General features: G+C 63.8%; 16 protein-coding genes. 14 read left to right on the top strand and 2 right to left on the bottom strand.

Features of this window, described 5'->3' with window-relative positions; all coding sequences use genetic code 11:
- Positions 1–21: 21 nt before the first annotated feature.
- The 6 genes from ACW4TB_RS02840 (at position 22) to ACW4TB_RS02815 (ending at position 6,965) form a co-directional block, all read left to right on the top strand.
- Positions 22–945 (top strand): carbohydrate ABC transporter permease, encoded by a 924-nt coding sequence (locus ACW4TB_RS02840; protein ID WP_012313929.1) that lies wholly within the window; start codon positions 22–24, stop codon positions 943–945.
- 10 nt (positions 946–955) lie between these two features.
- A complete protein-coding gene (locus tag ACW4TB_RS02835; protein ID WP_012313928.1) occupies positions 956–1,789 on the top strand; it encodes a carbohydrate ABC transporter permease in 834 nt (277 codons plus the stop codon).
- A gap of 63 nt (positions 1,790–1,852) precedes the next feature.
- Positions 1,853–2,965: an ABC transporter ATP-binding protein gene (locus ACW4TB_RS02830; RefSeq protein WP_012313927.1), complete on the top strand. Its 1,113-nt coding sequence runs from the start codon at positions 1,853–1,855 to the stop codon at positions 2,963–2,965.
- 11 nt (positions 2,966–2,976) lie between these two features.
- Positions 2,977–4,452 carry a mannitol dehydrogenase family protein gene (locus ACW4TB_RS02825; RefSeq protein ID WP_254467556.1) on the top strand — a complete coding sequence of 492 codons (1,476 nt, stop codon included), beginning with the start codon at positions 2,977–2,979 and terminating at the stop codon, positions 4,450–4,452.
- A gap of 15 nt (positions 4,453–4,467) precedes the next feature.
- Positions 4,468–5,958: a xylulokinase gene (gene xylB / locus ACW4TB_RS02820; RefSeq protein ID WP_279932106.1), complete on the top strand. Its 1,491-nt coding sequence runs from the start codon at positions 4,468–4,470 to the stop codon at positions 5,956–5,958.
- Positions 5,959–5,999: 41 nt separating this feature from the next.
- On the top strand, positions 6,000–6,965 hold the full coding sequence (locus ACW4TB_RS02815) for a carbohydrate kinase family protein (RefSeq protein ID WP_279932108.1): 966 nt from the start codon (positions 6,000–6,002) through the stop codon (positions 6,963–6,965).
- 7 nt (positions 6,966–6,972) lie between these two features.
- On the opposite strand, the gene ACW4TB_RS02810 is transcribed toward ACW4TB_RS02815, so the two are convergent.
- On the bottom strand, positions 6,973–8,046 hold the full coding sequence (locus ACW4TB_RS02810; protein ID WP_115275212.1) for an aldo/keto reductase: 1,074 nt from the start codon (positions 8,044–8,046) through the stop codon (positions 6,973–6,975).
- Positions 8,047–8,608: 562 nt separating this feature from the next.
- Between ACW4TB_RS02810 and katB the strand changes: the two genes are divergently transcribed.
- The 3 genes from katB (at position 8,609) to ACW4TB_RS02795 (ending at position 12,298) form a co-directional block, all read left to right on the top strand.
- On the top strand, positions 8,609–10,150 hold the full coding sequence (katB, locus tag ACW4TB_RS02805) for a catalase KatB (protein WP_279932111.1): 1,542 nt from the start codon (positions 8,609–8,611) through the stop codon (positions 10,148–10,150).
- A 56-nt stretch (positions 10,151–10,206) separates the two neighbouring features.
- Positions 10,207–10,767, top strand: coding sequence for an ankyrin repeat domain-containing protein (locus ACW4TB_RS02800; RefSeq protein WP_279932113.1), 561 nt, complete (start codon positions 10,207–10,209; stop codon positions 10,765–10,767).
- A gap of 268 nt (positions 10,768–11,035) precedes the next feature.
- Positions 11,036–12,298 (top strand): gallate dioxygenase, encoded by a 1,263-nt coding sequence (locus tag ACW4TB_RS02795; RefSeq protein WP_279932115.1) that lies wholly within the window; start codon positions 11,036–11,038, stop codon positions 12,296–12,298.
- 42 nt (positions 12,299–12,340) lie between these two features.
- Here the strand turns inward: ACW4TB_RS02795 and ACW4TB_RS02790 are convergent, their stop codons facing one another.
- Positions 12,341–13,534, bottom strand: a complete 1,194-nt coding sequence (locus ACW4TB_RS02790) for a LysR family transcriptional regulator (protein ID WP_279932117.1) — start codon at positions 13,532–13,534, stop codon at positions 12,341–12,343.
- A gap of 118 nt (positions 13,535–13,652) precedes the next feature.
- Between ACW4TB_RS02790 and galB the strand changes: the two genes are divergently transcribed.
- The 5 genes from galB to ACW4TB_RS02765 all read left to right on the top strand — a co-directional run bounded on the left by galB (position 13,653) and on the right by ACW4TB_RS02765 (position 18,039).
- Positions 13,653–14,429, top strand: a complete 777-nt coding sequence (galB, locus tag ACW4TB_RS02785; protein ID WP_279932147.1) for a 4-oxalmesaconate hydratase — start codon at positions 13,653–13,655, stop codon at positions 14,427–14,429.
- Positions 14,426–15,142, top strand: coding sequence for a 4-carboxy-4-hydroxy-2-oxoadipate aldolase/oxaloacetate decarboxylase (locus tag ACW4TB_RS02780; protein ID WP_254467550.1), 717 nt, complete (start codon positions 14,426–14,428; stop codon positions 15,140–15,142). The genes galB and ACW4TB_RS02780 overlap by 4 nt, the downstream gene beginning before the upstream one ends.
- Before the next feature lie 2 nt (positions 15,143–15,144).
- Positions 15,145–16,230, top strand: a complete 1,086-nt coding sequence (locus ACW4TB_RS02775) for a 4-oxalomesaconate tautomerase (protein ID WP_279932120.1) — start codon at positions 15,145–15,147, stop codon at positions 16,228–16,230.
- Positions 16,214–16,441 carry a hypothetical protein gene (locus ACW4TB_RS02770; RefSeq protein ID WP_254467548.1) on the top strand — a complete coding sequence of 76 codons (228 nt, stop codon included), beginning with the start codon at positions 16,214–16,216 and terminating at the stop codon, positions 16,439–16,441. The genes ACW4TB_RS02775 and ACW4TB_RS02770 overlap by 17 nt, the downstream gene beginning before the upstream one ends.
- 74 nt (positions 16,442–16,515) lie before the next feature.
- Positions 16,516–18,039 (top strand): Fic family protein, encoded by a 1,524-nt coding sequence (locus ACW4TB_RS02765; RefSeq protein WP_279932123.1) that lies wholly within the window; start codon positions 16,516–16,518, stop codon positions 18,037–18,039.

Here is an 18,039-nt window from a genome sequence, read left to right as displayed (position 1 = left end):
TTCGCTGCACACGGAGTCGCCATGGACACTTCGGCCCTCGATACCCCGACCCTCGCCACTGCACGCCCCGGCAAACGCCGCGTCGGGCCGGGCTGGTTCCTGGTCAGCCCTTCGGTGGCGCTGCTGCTGTTGTGGATGGTCGTACCTTTGGGCATGACCCTGTATTTTTCGCTTATCCGCTACAACCTGCTGTACCCGGGCGAAAATGCATACGTAGGCCTGGAGAACTTCGCGTACTTCGTCACCGACCCAGGCTTCATGCCCGGCGCCCTGAACACCTTGACCCTGGTCGGCAGCGTGCTGGCGATCAGCGTGGTGTTCGGCGTGCTCATCGCGGCGCTGCTGGAGGCCGGCGAGTTCTGGGGGCGCGGCGTGGTACGGGTGCTGCTGATTTCACCGTTCTTCATCATGCCCACGGTCAGCGCGCTGCTGTGGAAGAACCTGATATTGCACCCGGTGTCGGGCATCCTCGCCGCCGTGTGGCGGCTGTTCGGCGCGCAGCCGGTGGACTGGCTGGCGCACTACCCGCTGCTGTCGATCATCCTGATCGTCTCCTGGCAGTGGCTGCCGTTCGCCATCCTGATCCTGATGACCGCCATGCAGTCGCAGGACCTGGAACAGAAAGAAGCCGCGCGCCTGGATGGCGCCGGGCCGCTGGCGATCTTCTGGCACCTGACCCTGCCGCACCTGGCCCGCCCGATTGCCGTGGTGGTGATGATCGAGACCATCTTCCTGCTGTCGGTGTTCGCCGAAATATTCACCACCACCAGCGGCGGCCCGGGCTATGAATCCACCAACCTCGCCTACCTGATCTACAACCAGGCGCTGCTGCAGTTCGACGTCGGCATGGCCTCGGCCGGCGGCTTGATCGCCGTGCTGATCGCCAACATCGCCGCCATCGTGCTGATACGGATGATCGGCAAGAACCTGACCGAGCGCCGCTGAGGAGCCCGCCATGCTGCCACTCAAGCAAACCCGCCGCCTGCGCGACGCATTGATCGGCCTGCTGTGCTGGGGCATCGCCCTGGTGATCTTCTTCCCGATCTTCTGGATGCTGCTGACCAGCTTCAAGACCGAGCTCGACGCCTTCGCTACACCACCGCAGTTCATCTTCGCGCCAACACTGGAGAACTACCTGCACATCAACGAGCGCAGCGACTACTTCGCCTACGCCTGGAATTCGGTGCTGATCGCCTTCTCGGCAACCGCGCTGTGCATGCTTGTCGCAGTGCCGGCGGCCTACTCCATGGCCTTTTTCGAAACCCGCCACACCAAGCGCACGCTGCTGTGGATGCTGTCGACCAAGATGCTGCCGCCGGTGGGCGTGCTGATGCCGATCTACCTGCTGGCCAAACAGTTCGGCCTGCTCGACTCGCGCCTGGCGCTGATCATCGTCTACACCCTGATCAACCTGCCGATCGTGGTGTGGATGGTGTACACCTACTTCAAGGACATCCCGGTGGACATCCTTGAAGCCGCGCGCCTGGACGGTGCCGGGACCTGGCAGGAAATCGTCCGCGTGTTGCTGCCGATCGCTCGCGGCGGGCTTGCCTCGACCGTGCTGCTGTCGTTGATCCTGTGCTGGAACGAGGCGTTCTGGTCGCTCAACCTGACCTCCTCGGCTGCCGCCCCACTAACCGCGCTGGTGGCCTCCTACTCAAGCCCGGAGGGGCTGTTCTGGGCCAAGCTCTCGGCCGTCTCGACCCTGGCCTGCGCACCCATCCTGATTTTCGGCTGGATCAGCCAGAAGCAGCTGGTGCGCGGCCTTTCGTTCGGGGCCGTGAAATGAACCGGCTCCCCCACGACACCTGCTCAATCCCCCTATTGCGGGCCGCCGCAGAGGACATTCGCCATGGCTGACCTGAAGATCCGCAACCTGCACAAAGGCTTCGATGGCCACGCCATCATCAAGGGCATCGACCTGGAGGTGCGCGACCGTGAGTTCGTGGTGTTCGTCGGCCCGTCCGGGTGTGGCAAGTCGACACTGCTGCGGCTGATCGCCGGCCTTGAGGAAGTCAGCGGCGGCCACATCACCCTGGACGGCGTCGACATCACTGACACCGCCCCGGCCAAACGCGACCTGGCCATGGTGTTCCAGACCTACGCGCTTTACCCACACATGACCGTACGCAAGAACCTGTCGTTCGCCCTGGACCTGGCCGGCGTGGACAAGCGTGAGGTGCAGGCCAAGGTCGACAACGCCGCGCGCATCCTCGAACTGCAACCGCTGCTCGAACGCAAGCCGCGCCAACTGTCTGGTGGCCAGCGTCAGCGGGTGGCGATCGGCCGGGCGATCGTGCGCAACCCAAAGATTTTCCTGTTCGACGAGCCGCTGTCGAACCTTGACGCCGCCCTGCGCGTGCAGATGCGCCTGGAGCTCGCGCGCCTGCACCAGGAGCTGGCCGCGACCATGATCTACGTGACCCACGACCAGGTCGAGGCGATGACCCTGGCCGACAAGGTGGTGGTGCTCAACGGCGGGCGCATCGAGCAGGTCGGCTCGCCGCTGGAGCTGTACCACCACCCGGCCAACCTGTTCGTCGCAGGCTTTCTCGGCACCCCGAAAATGGGCTTTTTGCGCGGCCACGTGAGCCACAGCCAGGGCACATCGTGCGAGGTCACCCTTGAATGCGGCGCCCGTGTCAGCTTGGCGCTGTGCGCGGACGGTCTGCCCGCTGGCAGCCCCGTGACACTGGGCATCCGCCCGGAGCACCTGAACATCGCCAGCGCCGGGCAAGGCACACCCGGCTTGCTGCAGGTGACTGCCGACGTCAGTGAGCGCCTGGGCAGCGACAGCTACTGCCATGTACGTGCCGGCTCCGGGGAAATGCTTACCGTACGGGTGCGCGGCGACTTTGCGCCGGCCTTCGGCGAGCCCCTGGAACTGACCTTCGACCCAGGCCACTGCCACCTGTTCGACAGCAACGGCCAGGCCTTGGACAAACGCCTGCAGCAAGCGGCCTGAGGACACACACGATGAAACTCGACCCGCACCACCTCGACCTGCTGGCGCCCACGGTCGCCCGCCCTTCCTACGCGCCCTCGCAGCTGCGCCAGGGCATTGTGCACATTGGCGTAGGTGGGTTTCACCGTGCCCATCAGGCGGCCTACACCGACGCCCTGATGAACCGCGGCGAAGGCCTGGACTGGGCCATCTGCGGCGCCGGCCTGCGCAGCGAAGACCGCGCCATGCGCGACGCCCTGGCGGCGCAGGGCTACCTGTACACCCTGTTCGTGCTGGACGACCAACCCGACACCGAAGTGCGGGTGATTGGTGCCCTCAGTGACATGCTCCTGGCCGAAGACGACACCCAAGCGCTGCTGGCCAAACTGGCCGAGCCCGACGTACGTATCGTCTCGCTGACCATCACCGAAGGCGGCTACTGCATCGACGACAGCACCGGCGAGTTTCGCGCTGACCTGGCGCAGGTCCGGCACGATCTGGCCAACCCGCAGGCCCCGCAAGGCGTGTTCGGCTTTCTATGCGAAGCGCTGCGGCGGCGCCGCGAAGCCGGCGTGGGGCCGTTCACGGTGATGTCCTGCGACAACCTGCCGCACAATGGTGCGGTCGCGCGCAAGGCCCTGCTGGCCTTCGCCCAGTTGCTCGACCCGCACCTGGCCCGCTGGATAGGTGAGAACGTGAGCTTCCCCAACGCTATGGTCGACCGCATCACGCCAATGACCAGCAGCGACCACCGCCAACAACTGTTCGAGCGCCACGGCGTCGAGGATGCCTGGCCAGTGGTGTGCGAGCCGTTCCTGCAGTGGGTGGTGGAAGACAAATTCGTAGCCGGGCGCCCAGCGTGGGAAAAGGTCGGTGTGCAGTTCACCGACGACGTCACGCCCTATGAAGAAATGAAAATCAAGCTGCTCAACGGCAGCCACCTGGCACTGACCTACCTGGGCTTCCTGCAGGGCTACCGCCTGGTCCACGAAACCCTTGCCGACCCTCTGCTGCGCCGCTACATGCGCACGTTCATGGACCTGGACGTGACGCCACAGCTTGCCCCGGCGCCCGGCATCGACCTGGAACGCTACAAGGACAGCCTCACCGAGCGCTTCGCCAACCGCGCCATCGCCGACCAGCTGGAGCGGGTGTGCTCGGACGGCTCATCGAAGTTTCCCAAGTACATCGTCCCCACCGCCAACCAGCTGATTGCCGAGGGCCAACCGCTGGACCGCGTGGCCCTGGTGGTAGCGGCCTGGGCCCTGTACCTGGGCGGGGTAGACGAACAGGGCAGCGCCTATGCCATCCCCGACCCACGCGCGGCCCAGTGCCAGGCACGGGTGGTGCAGCGTGATGGGCTTGCTGCCCGGGTGCTGGGCGACGAGACGATATTTGGCACGGTCATCCCCGCCTCCGGTGCCTTCGTCAGCGCTTTCGAGCGCCTGTATGACAGCCTGTGTGAGGTTGGCGTGAGCGAAACGCTGCGCCGAGTGCTTGGCGACTGACCCGGAGCACACGCAATGGAAGGACTGTTTCTCGGCATTGATTGCGGCACCCAGGGCACCAAGGCGCTGGTGCTGGACGCCGGCAGCGGCCGGGTGCTGGGCCTTGGTAGTGCCGCGCACGCCCCTGCACGGGGCCGCGACGGGCGCCGCGAGCAAGACCCGGCCGACTGGCTCGCCGCCCTGCACACGGCAGTCGCTGGCGCGCTGCATGGGGCCGGCGTCAATGGCCAGGCCATCCGTGCGCTGGCGGTATCCGGCCAGCAGCATGGCCTGGTGATGCTGGACGCCCAAGGCCAGGTACTGCGCCCGGCCAAGCTCTGGTGCGACACCGAAACCACGGCAGAAAACCAGACGCTGCTGAACGTGCTCGGCGGCCCGCAGGGCTCGATCGAACGCCTGGGGCTGGTGATTGCGCCGGGCTATACCGTGTCCAAACTGCTGTGGAGCAAACGCAGCTTCCCCGACCTGTTCGCCCGCCTGGCCCATGTGCTGCTGCCCCACGATTACCTCAATTACTGGCTGACAGGCCGCGCCTGCAGCGAGCCGGGCGATGCGTCTGGCACCGGTTACTACAACGTGCACCACAACACCTGGGCAACCGATGTGCTGCAACACATCGAACCGGGCGAGCGCCTGCTGGCGGCACTGCCCGAGCTGCTCGCACCCGGCGACTGCATCGGCCCGCTGCGCGAGCAGGCCGCCGCAGGCCTGGGGCTGAACCCTCACGCCTGGGTGGCCAGCGGCGGCGGCGACAACATGCTCAGCGCCATCGGTACCGGCAATATCAGCCCTGGCATGATTACCCTCAGCCTGGGCACCTCGGGTACCCTGGCAACTTACGCCGACCATGCCCAGTTCAACCCCAAGGGCGAGGTGGCGAACTTCTGCGCCTCCAGCGGTGGCTGGTTGCCCTTGATCTGCACGATGAACCTGACCAACGCCTGCGCGCTGGTACGTGACCTGCTGGAGCTGGACCTCACCCGCTTCACGGCCCTCGCCGCCCAAGCCCCGGTCGGTGCCGAAGGCCTGTTGATGCTGCCATTCTTCGATGGCGAACGGGTACCCGCGCTGCCTACTGCCAGCGCCAGCCTGCATGGTATGACCAGCGCCAACCTGACACGCGCCAACCTGTGCCGGGCCGTGCTCGAAGGCACTTGCTTCAGCCTGCGCTATGGCCTGGACCTGCTGCACGCCAGCGGCCTGCAGGGCAGCGAAATCCGCCTGGTGGGCGGGGCGGCAAAGAGCGAGCTGTGGCGCCAGGTACTGGCCAATCTGCTCGGCCTGCCAGTGGTGTGCCCGCGCCAGACCGAAGCCGCCGCGCTGGGGGCGGCAATTCAGGCTGCCTGGAGCCTTGGCCGCCAACTGGGCCACGGCGACAGCCTCCAGGCCCTGTGCGAACGCTGCGTCGAGCTGGACGAAAGCACCCGCACCCTGCCACGTCTGGCGCAGCAGGCCGCCTATGGTGTGGCCTACAGACGCTACCTGGATCACCTGCCTGCGCATTGATCGCGGTACTGTCCTTACGCTTTTCTGTTTGGGAGAACTTCATGTATTTGGTATGTGGCGAGGCATTGTTCGATGTGTTCAGCCTGGAAAACAGCACGCGCAGCGCAGAACTGGGCTTTACCGCGATTGCCGGCGGTTCGCCGTTCAACGTCGCCGTCGGCCTGCGCAGGCTGGGCGTTGCCGCAGGGTTGTTCGGCGGACTGTCCAGCGACCACCTTGGCGCACGGCTGCGCCGGGTACTGGAGGAAGAAGGCGTGAATTGCCAGCACCTGGTGACCAGCGATGCACCCACCACCCTGGCCATGGTCGGCCTGGATGCCAACGGCTCGGCGCAGTACCAGTTCCGCGGCGAAGGCTGCGCCGACCGACAGGTGCGGCTGGAGCATCTGCCGGTACTGGATGAGCGCGTACGAGGGCTGCACGTGGGATCGTACACACTGGTGGTGACACCCGTGGGCGACACGTTGCTGGCACTGGTGGAACGCGAACGCGACCAGCGGTTGATCAGCCTGGATCCGAACGTACGCCTGAATCCGCAGCCTGATGTGGCGCTGTGGCGCAGGCGCGTTGAAGCGTTTGCTGCGCATGCACATTTGATCAAGGCCAGCGTGGAAGACCTGCAGGTGCTGTACCCGGGGCGCGACGCTGGCGAGGTAGCCCGTGGCTGGTTGAACGAGCGCTGCCGGCTGGTGTTCGTGACCCACGGGGCCGAGGGTGCCAGCGTGCATTGTGCGCACGGGTCCTGGCACCGGCCGGCGGACAGCTCACTGCCGGTTCGCGACACCGTGGGGGCCGGGGATACGTTCCAGGCGGCCGTGCTGGCCTGCCTGGCTCGGCTGGGTGCGGACAGCCCGATGGGTGTCGCGATGCTGACGCGCGAGACGGTCGATGCGATGCTGGCCTACGCCATTGGGGCGGCGGCGGTGACCTGTTCCAGGGCCGGGCCGGACCTGCCGTTTGAAGGCGAGCTTTCGTGCATGCCACAGGCCAGCGGTACATCGGGCTGATTGCGGATCAAGGTTTGTGCTGCTTCATCGTTTGCCGATGCAGGGCAATGAAGGGTGCCTCCGCCGGGTCGATGCGGTCCATTTTCGCCGCGATGCGATGCCAGTACGGATACTGCGGCGCGATCCGCGTCACCCGCTCGATCTGCTCAAGGTCTTGGCCGGTCAGCACCAGCTCCACCGCCTGCAGGTTGTCGTGCAACTGCTCGGCGGTGCGACCGGCCGTGATGACACTGGTGATGCCTGGTCGGTCCTTGAGCCAGGCCAGGCACACCCGCGCCGGCGAGCAGCCATGCCGGCGCCCAACTTCGATCAGCGCCTCGATGATGTCGTAGGCCCGCTCCTTGTCGTGCACGTAGGGTTCCGGCCAATCATTGCCCTGTCGCGTGCCGGCCGGCGTCTGTTGCCCGCGCCGCACCTTGCCGGTCAGCAAGCCCTCCCCCAGCGGCCCCCACACCAGCGTGGCAAGGCCTTGGTCGAGTGCCATCGGCAGTAGCTCGTACTCCGCTTCACGGGCTTCGGGGGTGTAGTAGATCTGCTGGGATACCGGCTGCTGCCAGCCGTTGAGCCGAGCACTGCCGAGGGTTTTCATCATCTGCCAGGCGGTGTAGTTGGACGTGCCGAAGTAACGCACCTTGCCGCTTTGCACCAAGTGCTCAAGGGCGGCCAAGGTCTCTTCCACAGGCGTGATGCCGTCCCAGTTGTGGATCTGGTAGAGGTCGATATGGTCGGTGCCCAAGCGCTTGAGGCTGGCCTCGCAGGCACGGATCAGGTGATAGCGCGAGGCGCCGCTGTCGTTGGGGTTGTCCCCCATCGGGCTGCGCGCCTTGGTGGCGAGGATGACCGACTGGCGCCGCTCACCCAGCGCCTGGCCGACGATCTCTTCGGCCAGGCCGTGGGAGTACAGGTCTGCCGTGTCGACCAGGTTGACCCCCGCGTCGAAGGCCATGTCGAACATGCGCCGGGCCAGTGCCACGTCCACGCTGCCGGTTTTCTCGAATGCGCCACGCCCGCCGAACGGGACCGTGCCGACCACCAGTTCAGAAACCAGCAGGCCAGTGTTGCCGAGTGCGCGGTACTTCATGGGTAGTGCCTCCAAATGCGAACGACTTGGAAGTACCGACGGGGCGGATTGCTGAAACGTTCAATCTGATTGGTTACCCTTACGCGTTTCAGGGCTGCTACGCAGCCCATCGCCGGCAAGCCGGCTCCTACACGGACCGCGCAGTTCTTGAGCTGCGCGCTAGACCTGTGGGAGCCGGCTTGCCGGCGATGGGCCGCAAAGCGGCCCCAACCTCAAGGCTTCACTCAGCGCCAGGCGGGATACCGTCCTTGTTCTTGTCCTTGAGCCTAGCCTTTTCCTCTTCCGTGGAATGGGCCGGAACCTGGCTTTGTTTCGGGTCGTCTTTGTGCTCAGTCATGGTGCTTGCCCTCGGGTTGATGTGCGTTAGGCATTCCTGTGAGAGGGCAGTTCAAGTGAGATTGCCGACGTACCGTCAGTCCTCACCTAGCAACAAGTGCATAAAAAGCTGAATTGAAATTGCCAATCGTGCTGATGCGCAGTATCAATTTAGGGGGGCATGCAACGCTCATTATCCTCTGCGGGCGCATTCAAAAACGCCCGATTGAGCCTATGGAGCTTCTCGATGACCCCTGTGCTAAAGCATTTCCAACCCGGCCGCCTGCTGATTGCAGCAAGCCTGGCCGCCAGCCTGCTGACGATGTCCGTCCAGGCCGCGACCCTAACCCGCGACAGCGGTGCACCGGTTGGTGACAACCAGAATTCGCAAACGGCCGGCGCCAACGGCGCGGTGCTGCTGCAAGACGCCAACCTGCTGCAGAAGCTGCAGCGCTTCGACCGCGAGCGCATTCCAGAGCGGGTGGTGCACGCCCGTGGTACCGGGGTGCACGGTGAGTTCACCGCCAGCGCCGACATCAGCGACCTGAGCATCGCCAAAGTCTTCCGCCCAGGTGAGAAGACACCGGTGTTCGTGCGCTTTTCTGCCGTGGTGCACGGCAACCACTCGCCCGAAACCCTGCGTGACCCACGCGGCTTCGCCACCAAGTTCTACACCGCAGACGGCAACTGGGACCTGGTAGGCAACAACTTCCCGACCTTCTTCATCCGCGACGCCATCAAGTTCCCGGACATGGTGCACGCGTTCAAGCCTGACCCACGCACCAACCTCGATGACGACTCCCGCCGCTTCGACTTCTTCTCCCACGTACCAGAAGCCACCCGTACCTTGACCCTGCTGTACTCCAACGAGGGTACCCCGGCCAGCTACCGCGAAATGGACGGCAACAGCGTGCATGCCTACAAGCTGGTCAACAGCAAAGGCCAAGTGCACTACGTGAAGTTCCACTGGAAGAGCCTGCAAGGCCAGAAGAACCTTGACCCCAAACAAGTCGAGCAGGTCCAGGGCCGTGATTACAGCCACATGACCAACGACCTGGTCAGCGCGATCAAGGACGGCAAGTTCCCCAAATGGGACCTGTACATCCAGGTGCTCAAGCCCGAAGACCTGGCCACGTTCGACTTCGACCCGCTCGATGCCACCAAGATCTGGCCGAATGTGCCAGAGCGCAAGATCGGCCAGATGGTGCTGAACCGCAACGTCGACAACTTCTTCCAGGAAACCGAGCAGGTCGCCATGGCGCCGTCCAACCTGGTGCCAGGTATCGAACCGTCTGAAGACCGCCTGCTGCAAGGCCGCCTGTTCGCCTATGCCGACACCCAGATGTACCGCATTGGCGCCAACGGCCTGGGCTTGCCAGTCAACCAGCCGCGCCTCCCGGTCAATAACGTCAACCAGGATGGCCAGGCCAACGCAGGCCACACCACCACGGGGGTCAACTACCAGCCAAGCCGCCTGCAGCCGCGTGAAGAACAGGCCAGCGCCCGCTATGTGCCGACCGCGCTGGTGGGCAGCACCCAGCAGGCGAAGATCCAGCGCGAGCAGAACTTCAAGCAGACCGGCGAGCTGTTCCGTTCCTACAACAAGAAGGAACAGACCGACCTGATCAACAGCCTGGGCCAGGCCCTGGCAGTGACTGACGAGGAAAGCCGCTACATCATGCTGTCGTTCTTCTACAAGGCCGATAGCGACTACGGTGCAGGCCTGGCCAAAGTGGCCAAGGCAGACCTCAAGCGCGTTCAGCAGCTGGCAGCGAAGCTGCAGGACTGATTGCAATGACTGAGCGGGCCGACGGCCCGCTCTTCGTTTCTACGCAGGTAAACACCATGCACAAATGGATGATGGCAGCCGTGTGCGGCTTGCTGATCCTCACCGCCCAGGCACAAGAGCCACTGCCGCCCCAAGGGCAAGACACCAACACCGAGCAGCGGTTGCGCGATTACTTCTTCGGGGCCGCACGCCGTGGGGATGAGGCGATGCTCAAGACATTCATCCAGGCGGGCTACAAACTGGATACCCCTGACGAAAAGGGCTACACCGGCCTTATTCTGGCGGCCTACCACGGCCAGCGAGCGGCCGTGGAGCAACTGCTGGCGGCCGGCGCCGACCCATGCGCCCAAGACAAGCGGGGCAACACCGCACTGATGGGGGCGATATTCAAAGGCGAGGTGCGTATTGCCCGGCGCCTGATCGAGGCCAAGTGCAACCCTGACCAGCGAAATGGCGCAGGCCAGACGGCAGCCATGTACGCGGCCATGTTTCAGCGCAAGGAATTGCTCGACGCGTTGACCGCCCATGGCGCTGATTTCGAAGCAACAGATGCATTGGGCAACAGCGTGCAAAGCCTGCAACAGGGTGAGCTCAACGGCGTATCGGCGCAACGCTGAGGGCAGCGCATTCTGCAATGCCACCTGCCGGCACACCGCCAGATGGCTGCGATAAGAAAATTGGATATCTCGTTAAGAAAATCCCGCAGGCGCTGCCTGAACCGTGGGATTACAGTCGCCGTCTCGCCGTAGCCCGGCGGGTAATTGGCTACCCCAGGGCGGCCTGCCGGCATTCGCCGCTGCCCTGGCGATCCTGGCCAACGGCCACGCCCGGCAGCGCACGCCCTCTGCAGTAACCGCGCCGTAACCTGTAACAGAGGACTTTCGCATGGCTCGTATCATTGGTGGCCTGGCCGTCTCCCACACCCCGACCATCGGCTTCGCAGTCGACCACGACAAACAGGAAGAAGCCGCCTGGGCGCCGATCTTCGAAAGCTTCGAGCCGATCCGCAACTGGCTGCAGCAGCGCCAGCCGGACGTACTTTTCTACATCTTCAACGACCACGTCACCTCGTTCTTCTTTGACCATTACAGTGCCTTCATCCTGGGCGTGGACGAGCAATACGGCGTGGCCGATGAGGGCGGTAACCCACGGGATCTGCCGCCAGTAGGCGGCCACGCAGCGCTGTCGCGGCACATCGGCCAGAGCCTGATGGCCGATGAGTTCGACATGAGCTTCTTCCGCGACAAGCCGCTGGACCACGGCTTCTTCTCGCCCATGTCGGCGCTGCTGCCCTGCGATGAAAGCTGGCCTGTACAGATCGTGCCGCTGCAGGTCGGCGTGCTGCAGTTGCCGATCCCCACGGCGCGACGCTGCTACAAACTGGGCCAAGCCTTACGCCGCGCAATCGAAAGCTACCCCGAGGACCTCAAGGTGGCGATCGTCGCCACCGGCGGAGTATCACACCAGGTGCATGGCGAGCGTTGCGGCTTCAACAACCCTGAGTGGGACGCGCAGTTCCTCGACCTGCTGGTCAACGACCCGCAGCGCCTTACCGAGATGACGCTGGCCGAGTACGCCGCGCTCGGCGGTATGGAAGGCGCCGAGGTGATCACCTGGCTGATCATGCGTGGCGCGTTGTCTAGCAATGTCGAGCGCAAGCACCAGAGCTACTACCTGCCGTCGATGACCGGCATCGCCACCCTGCTGCTGGAAAACCGCGACCAGGCACTGCCGGCGCCGGTCAACGAACGCCACCGACAGCACATGCAGCATCAGCTAGCGGGAGCGGAACGGCTTGAAGGCACTTATCCCTACACCCTGGAGCGCAGTGCCAAAGGCTACCGCCTGAACAAGTTCCTGCACCGGATGATCGAGCCGCAGTGGCGCCAGCGGTTCCTGAGCGAGCCCGAAGCGCTTTACCGCGAGGCAGGCCTGAGCGAAGAGGAAAGCGACCTGCTGCGCCGCCGCGACTGGCGCGGGTTGATCCACTATGGGGTGATCTTCTTCGTGCTGGAGAAGCTGGGCGCCGTGCTGGGTGTGTCCAACCTGGACATCTACGCCGCCATGCGCGGGCAGAGCATCGAAGACTTCATGAAGACCCGCAACCAGCAGGTTCGCTACTCGGTCGCTGGCAAGGCGTCCAGCTGACCGACGCAGCCCGTTGAGCCCGCTCCAAGGCCCCAGTCCGGCTCAGGCATGCTCGGTGATCACCTGGCGGATACAAGCCATCAGCGCGACCGCCGCCGGCGACTGCAGGCAGCCACTGCGCTGCATGAGGCCGATGGCGCGGGCAGTACCGGGCAGTGCCAGCGGCAGGCGTTGCAGCTCGCCGCTGGTAATCTCGTACGCCAACTGGTGCGCAGACACCGCCGCCAGCATGTCTGAACGCACCAGCAGGCCACGGATAACCGCCAGATCAGCGCTTTCCACCACCGGCCACGGTGCTGCCAGGCCTGCGGCGGCGAAGCAGTTGTCGAGCAGCCCGCGCGCCGGCGAGCCGGCCCGCGGCAACACCCAGCGCGCCTGGTGCACGCCCTTGAGCGTAAGGGGTGTGTGCAACAACGGGTGCCCCCGACGGGCCAGCAGCACCATTTCCTCGTTGATGAGCGGCTCGCCCACCAGGTCGCTGGCATAGTCGTGAGGCCGCAAGGCGCCCAGCACGAAGTCAACATCCCCTACCCGCAATTCGGTTGCCAGCAGGTCGAACGGGCTTTCGTTGGTCACCACCCGGACCTGTGGATGCTGGGCGGTAAAACGCAAAATGGCCTCCGGCAGAATGCGCGAGCGGCCCAAGGGTAACGCGCCGACATGCACCACCCCGCGCAGGGTGCCTTGCATCGCACTCAGGTCACTGTCCAGGTGGCGCAACTCGTTCAGCGCCCGGCGGATGGGGAAAAGAATGTCCCGGCTGGCCACAGTGGGCTGCAGGCCGCGCGACGTGCGCACGAACAAGGGCTGCCCGCACCCGCCTTCGAGCACTTTCAAAGCAGCACTGACGGCCGGCTGGCTAAGGCCGAAGTGCCGCGCCACGGTTTGCATGTGCCGTGTTTCACAGAGTTTCACGAACACCTGCAGGCGCCGCGCCTGAAACAGATACAGGGGCTCGCCCTGCGCGGTGCCCAGCAACCCCGGCACGCCGTCCAGTTCCGCCAGCACGCGCTGTGCACGCGGCAGCAGGCACTCGCCATAGTCGGTCAGGCGCATGCCATTGGCATGGCGCTCGAACAGCGGAACAGCGAACCGCGCCTCCAGCTCGGCGATGGCCCGGGTGACCACGGACTGAGCACGGAACAACACCTGCGTCGCCCGCGAAACGCTGCCCAACTCGGCGACCCGGATGAACGCGCGTACTTGCATCAGGTTGGGCAGTTCGACGTCGATCATAAGGCTTCCCTGGCGCCCGGCTCGTGACTGGGGCGACTATGCCCCTACCCTGCTTGCCAGGCAATAAATAAAACGCATAGCCGCTGCAAGTGAACGCATTAGTGCCTCGCCCATGCCGATGACATCCTGCGTAAAACCCCACTGCAGGAGCCAACGCACAATGAATACCCCACAAAAATCCGCCCTGGTGGTCAGTGCACATTCCGCCGACTTTGTCTGGCGTGCCGGTGGCGCCATTGCGTTGCACGCTGAGCAAGGCTATGCCATGCACGTGGTTTGCCTGTCGTTCGGTGAGCGTGGCGAGTCTGCCAAGCTGTGGCGCAAGGGTGAAATGACCGAAGCCAAGGTCAAGGACGCACGCCGTGAGGAAGCCATGGCAGCAGCCGAAATCCTCGGCGCCAGCGTGGAGTTCTTCGATATCGGCGACTACCCGATGCGCGCCGACAAGGACACCCTGTTCCGCCTGGCCGATGTGTATCGCCGGGTACAACCGGAGTTCGTGCTCAGCCATTCGTTGAAAGACCCCTACAACTACGACCACCCGCTGGCCATGCACCTGGCCCAGGAGGCCCGCATCATCGCCCAGGCCGAAGGCTACAAGCCGGGCGAGAAAATCGTTGGCGCACCGCCCGTGTACGCCTTTGAGCCGCACCAGCCTGAGCAGTGCGAATGGCGCCCGGACACCTTCCTAGACATCACCCCGGTGTGGGACAAAAAGTATGCCGCCATCCAGTGCATGGCCGGCCAGGAACACCTCTGGGAGTACTACACCCGCGTGGCTCTGCAGCGCGGCGTGCAGGCCAAGCGTAACGTAGGCATCACCAGCGCACGCAACATCCTCTACGCCGAAGGCCTGCAGAGCGTGTTCCCACGGGTGACGGAGACCCTGGCATGAGCGGGCTCATCGGCAAGACCGGCATCGTGGTACGTAATATCCCGCGCGTCGAGCAGGAACTGATCGATGCCTTGGGCCGGCTGGGCGTGGCCACGGTGCATGAAGCCCAAGGTCGCAAGGGGCTGTTCAATACCGCCGTGCGCCCCATCCAGCAAGGTGTGGCAGTGGCCGGCAGCGCGGTTACCGTGCTGGTGGCCCCTGGCGACAACTGGATGTTCCATGTGGCCGTGGAGCAGTGCCGCCCGGGCGACGTACTCGTAGTAGCGCCCAGCTCGCCGTGCAGCGATGGCTATTTCGGCGACCTGCTGGCGACCTCGCTGCAGGCCCGCGGGGTGCGCGGCCTGGTGATCGACGCGGGCGTGCGCGATAGCCAGACACTGCGCGACATGGGCTTTGCCGTGTGGGCCCGCGCCATCAACGCCCAAGGCACGGTGAAGGAAGTGCTGGGTTCGGTGAACCTGCCGCTGCTGTGCGCCGGGCAGCTGATCAATGCCGGTGACATCGTGGTTGCCGATGACGACGGCGTCGTGGTGGTGCGCCATGGCGAAGCCCAGGCGGTACTCGAAGCCGCCACCCAACGCGCCGACCTGGAAGAACGCAAACGCCTGCGCCTGGCCGCCGGCGAGCTTGGCCTGGACATTTACGAGATGCGCACGCGCCTGACGGCGAAGGGCCTGCGTTATGTCGAGCACCTCACTGACCTGGAAGGCTGAACATGGGCCAGACCCGCATACCTTGCCTGCTGATGCGTGGCGGCACCTCCAAGGGTGCCTATTTTCTGCATGACGACCTGCCCGCCCCTGGCCCGCTGCGTGACCGCGTGCTGTTGGCAGTGATGGGCTCACCCGATGCCCGGCAGATCGACGGCATTGGCGGCGCCGACTCGCTCACCAGCAAAGTCGCCATCATCCGCGCCTCGCAGCGCGAGGACGCCGACGTCGACTACCTGTTCGCGCAGGTGGTGGTGGACGAAGCACGGGTGGACTACGGGCAGAACTGCGGCAACATTCTGGCCGGCGTAGGGCCCTTCGCCATCGAGCGCGGCCTGGTGGCCGCCAGCGGCGCAAGCACACCGGTGCGTATATTCATGGAAAACACCGGGCAGCTCGCCGTCGCCCAGGTGCCGACCACCGATGGCCAGGTGGAGTATGCCGGCGATACCCGTATCGATGGGGTGCCGGGCCGGGCGGCGGCGCTGGTGGTGACGTTTGCCGACGTGGCCGGGGCCAGTTGCGGAGCCCTGCTGCCGACAGGCAACAGCCGCGACCGGGTCGATGGCGTGGAAGTGACCTGCATCGACAACGGCATGCCGGTTGTGCTGCTGCGTGCCGAAGACCTTGGCGTGACCGGCTACGAGCCGTGCGAAACGCTGGATGCCGACAGTGCACTGAAAACGCGCCTGGAAGCCATCCGCCTGCAACTGGGCCCAAGCATGAACCTGGGTGATGTCAGCCAGCGCAATGTGCCAAAGATGTGCCTGCTGTCGGCACCGCGCAACGGCGGCACGGTCAATACCCGCTCGTTCATTCCGCACCGTTGCCATGCGTCCATCGGGGTGTTTGGCGCGGTGAGTGTCGCCACGGCCTGTTTGATCGAAGGGTCGATTGCACAGGGGCTTGCCAGCATGTCCGGCGGTGATATTCAGCGTTTGGCGGTGGAGCATCCTAGCGGCGAATTTACAGTGGAGATCAGCTTGGAACGTGGCGCGATCACGGGGTGTGGGTTGGTGAGGACGGCGCGTTTGCTGTTTGATGGGGTTGTGTGTGTTGGTCGGGATGTATGGGGTGGGCCGCAGCAGTGATTGCCACAGTTTCTTCAGCGGGGCGCCGCCCGCGCGGCGCATCAAAACTCAAGAAAAAAACTGCTTCGGTTGCAAAACTGAAGATTTTCGCATCCTCGGCAAGAAAATTTCGCCACACTGGTCAGAACTGAAGAAAAATCCAAGCACAGATTTCGGACGTTGCGAGCCCACGTCACATGCCCTGTGGAAAGTGAAGAAAAAAACGGCATAATCGCGAAATCTGAAGATTTTGTGAGCTGACTTAAAAAAAACACAGCGCTCACGCCCAAACTGAAGGAAAGGTACATGCGGGCAGCGGGATATTCGCTACTACTCGATAGGCTGCAGATCTCTGCGGTCGCACTCAAGCGCCCTGCGATCGTACAACCGGTCACCCGTATTGAAAAAATCGGGAACACGCTCGCGGTGCCCCATCGAATGGCGCCCGCAGAGGACGACCTGCTTGGGAATGTGCTTTTTGCGCTCAAGCATGAAGGTATCAACCTTTCAATTCTCGCCCAGGCTCTGCCACAGATCCCTGCTGAACGTTTTTCGCAAGCGCTGGAAGCATCACCCAATGGCGTTTATATCCGTAAGGCCTGCTATCTCCGGGAAGCCTTCACCGGTGAAGACATTGAGCAGCCTTCACCTGTACGCGGCGGCTTCGCTCAGCTATTCGACCCAGAACAGTACATTACGCGACCAGGTGAGCGAAATTCGAAGTGGCGGGTGGAGTTCAACGGGCTCGGAGATCTGACTTACTGCGCGACCGTAGAGCGCACTGCGCAAGTTACAGAGCTTCTCGAGCATGACATTCTCGGCAAGGCGAAGAACTTCATCGGTTCACTCCCTCCGCTGATGATGGACAGGGCTATCAACTGGGCGTATCTGCACGAGACCCAGGACTCGTTTGCAATCGAAAAGGAAGCCCCAACCGAAGATAAATCCCGCCGCTTCATCAAGCTCTTGCGCCAGGCCCATGAGCGCCACCCACTGACTGAGGATTATCTGGTTACTTTACAGAACGCCACTGTGGCAAACCCTCTGGACCTTGCGGCGGCATTTCGACACGAACAGAACCACCTTAGCAATGGCATGCATGGAGCAGCCGGGGTGACCTATGTACCCCCTCCCCCGGGCCTGTGCCGCGAGTTGATGGAAAGCCTGATGCGCTTCGCCAATGAAGGCCCTACCCAAATCGATCCGCTTGTGGCGGCAAGCATCATTTCATTTGGGTTCGTGTTCCTCCACCCGTTCATGGATGGGAACGGGCGCTTGTCGCGCTTTTTGATCCACCAGGCTCTTTGCCATTCCGGGGCGCTTGAAAACGGCCTGTTGCTTCCAGTTTCGGTTGCGATGAAACGCGAAGAGCGCCTGTATCTGGAGACACTTCAAGGATACTCCGGGCCCGTGCGTGAATACTGGCAAGTGCACTGGATCGATCACGAGCAGTTTACATTTGAGTTCATCGGCGCTGACGCGATCTATCGATTCTGGGATGCAACGCAGTGCGTTGTATTCACCTGCCTGATGGCAAAGCGGGCGCTAGAGGTCGAGCTGCGCGATGAGACGGCCTTTCTGGAAAACTATGACGCCGTCTACAGGGCCGTAGATGAGCGATTCGATGTTCGCGGCAGCGACCTCGCAAACCTGGTGATGATGTGCCTGAGCAATGGCGGGAGCGTATCGAACAATCGGCGTAAGCAGTACCTGTACAGGGTCCCCGAGGCAGTGTTCGACTATATCGAACAGACGGCGCAACAGGTACTTGCCGCCCAGCGCTCAGCCGCTCAGCCGCAACAGGGCGCAGAGCCACAGACGGATGCATAG

This window comes from Lelliottia jeotgali, from assembly GCF_977070485.1.
This window is presented reverse-complemented; position numbering and strand designations above follow the sequence as displayed.

What these genes read in the sequence shown, in the direction of transcription:
- ACW4TB_RS02840 (WP_012313929.1), top strand. Translation starts at nt 22, where the DNA reads ATGGACACTTCGGCCCTCGATACCCCGACCCTCGCCACTGCACGCCCC.
- ACW4TB_RS02835 (WP_012313928.1), top strand. Translation starts at nt 956, where the DNA reads ATGCTGCCACTCAAGCAAACCCGCCGCCTGCGCGACGCATTGATCGGC.
- ACW4TB_RS02830 (WP_012313927.1), top strand. Translation starts at nt 1,853, where the DNA reads ATGGCTGACCTGAAGATCCGCAACCTGCACAAAGGCTTCGATGGCCAC.
- ACW4TB_RS02825 (WP_254467556.1), top strand. Translation starts at nt 2,977, where the DNA reads ATGAAACTCGACCCGCACCACCTCGACCTGCTGGCGCCCACGGTCGCC.
- xylB (WP_279932106.1), top strand. Translation starts at nt 4,468, where the DNA reads ATGGAAGGACTGTTTCTCGGCATTGATTGCGGCACCCAGGGCACCAAG.
- ACW4TB_RS02815 (WP_279932108.1), top strand. Translation starts at nt 6,000, where the DNA reads ATGTATTTGGTATGTGGCGAGGCATTGTTCGATGTGTTCAGCCTGGAA.
- ACW4TB_RS02810 (WP_115275212.1), bottom strand. Translation starts at nt 8,046, where the DNA reads ATGAAGTACCGCGCACTCGGCAACACTGGCCTGCTGGTTTCTGAACTG.
- katB (WP_279932111.1), top strand. Translation starts at nt 8,609, where the DNA reads ATGACCCCTGTGCTAAAGCATTTCCAACCCGGCCGCCTGCTGATTGCA.
- ACW4TB_RS02800 (WP_279932113.1), top strand. Translation starts at nt 10,207, where the DNA reads ATGCACAAATGGATGATGGCAGCCGTGTGCGGCTTGCTGATCCTCACC.
- ACW4TB_RS02795 (WP_279932115.1), top strand. Translation starts at nt 11,036, where the DNA reads ATGGCTCGTATCATTGGTGGCCTGGCCGTCTCCCACACCCCGACCATC.
- ACW4TB_RS02790 (WP_279932117.1), bottom strand. Translation starts at nt 13,534, where the DNA reads ATGATCGACGTCGAACTGCCCAACCTGATGCAAGTACGCGCGTTCATC.
- galB (WP_279932147.1), top strand. Translation starts at nt 13,653, where the DNA reads ATGACATCCTGCGTAAAACCCCACTGCAGGAGCCAACGCACAATGAAT.
- ACW4TB_RS02780 (WP_254467550.1), top strand. Translation starts at nt 14,426, where the DNA reads ATGAGCGGGCTCATCGGCAAGACCGGCATCGTGGTACGTAATATCCCG.
- ACW4TB_RS02775 (WP_279932120.1), top strand. Translation starts at nt 15,145, where the DNA reads ATGGGCCAGACCCGCATACCTTGCCTGCTGATGCGTGGCGGCACCTCC.
- ACW4TB_RS02765 (WP_279932123.1), top strand. Translation starts at nt 16,516, where the DNA reads ATGCGGGCAGCGGGATATTCGCTACTACTCGATAGGCTGCAGATCTCT.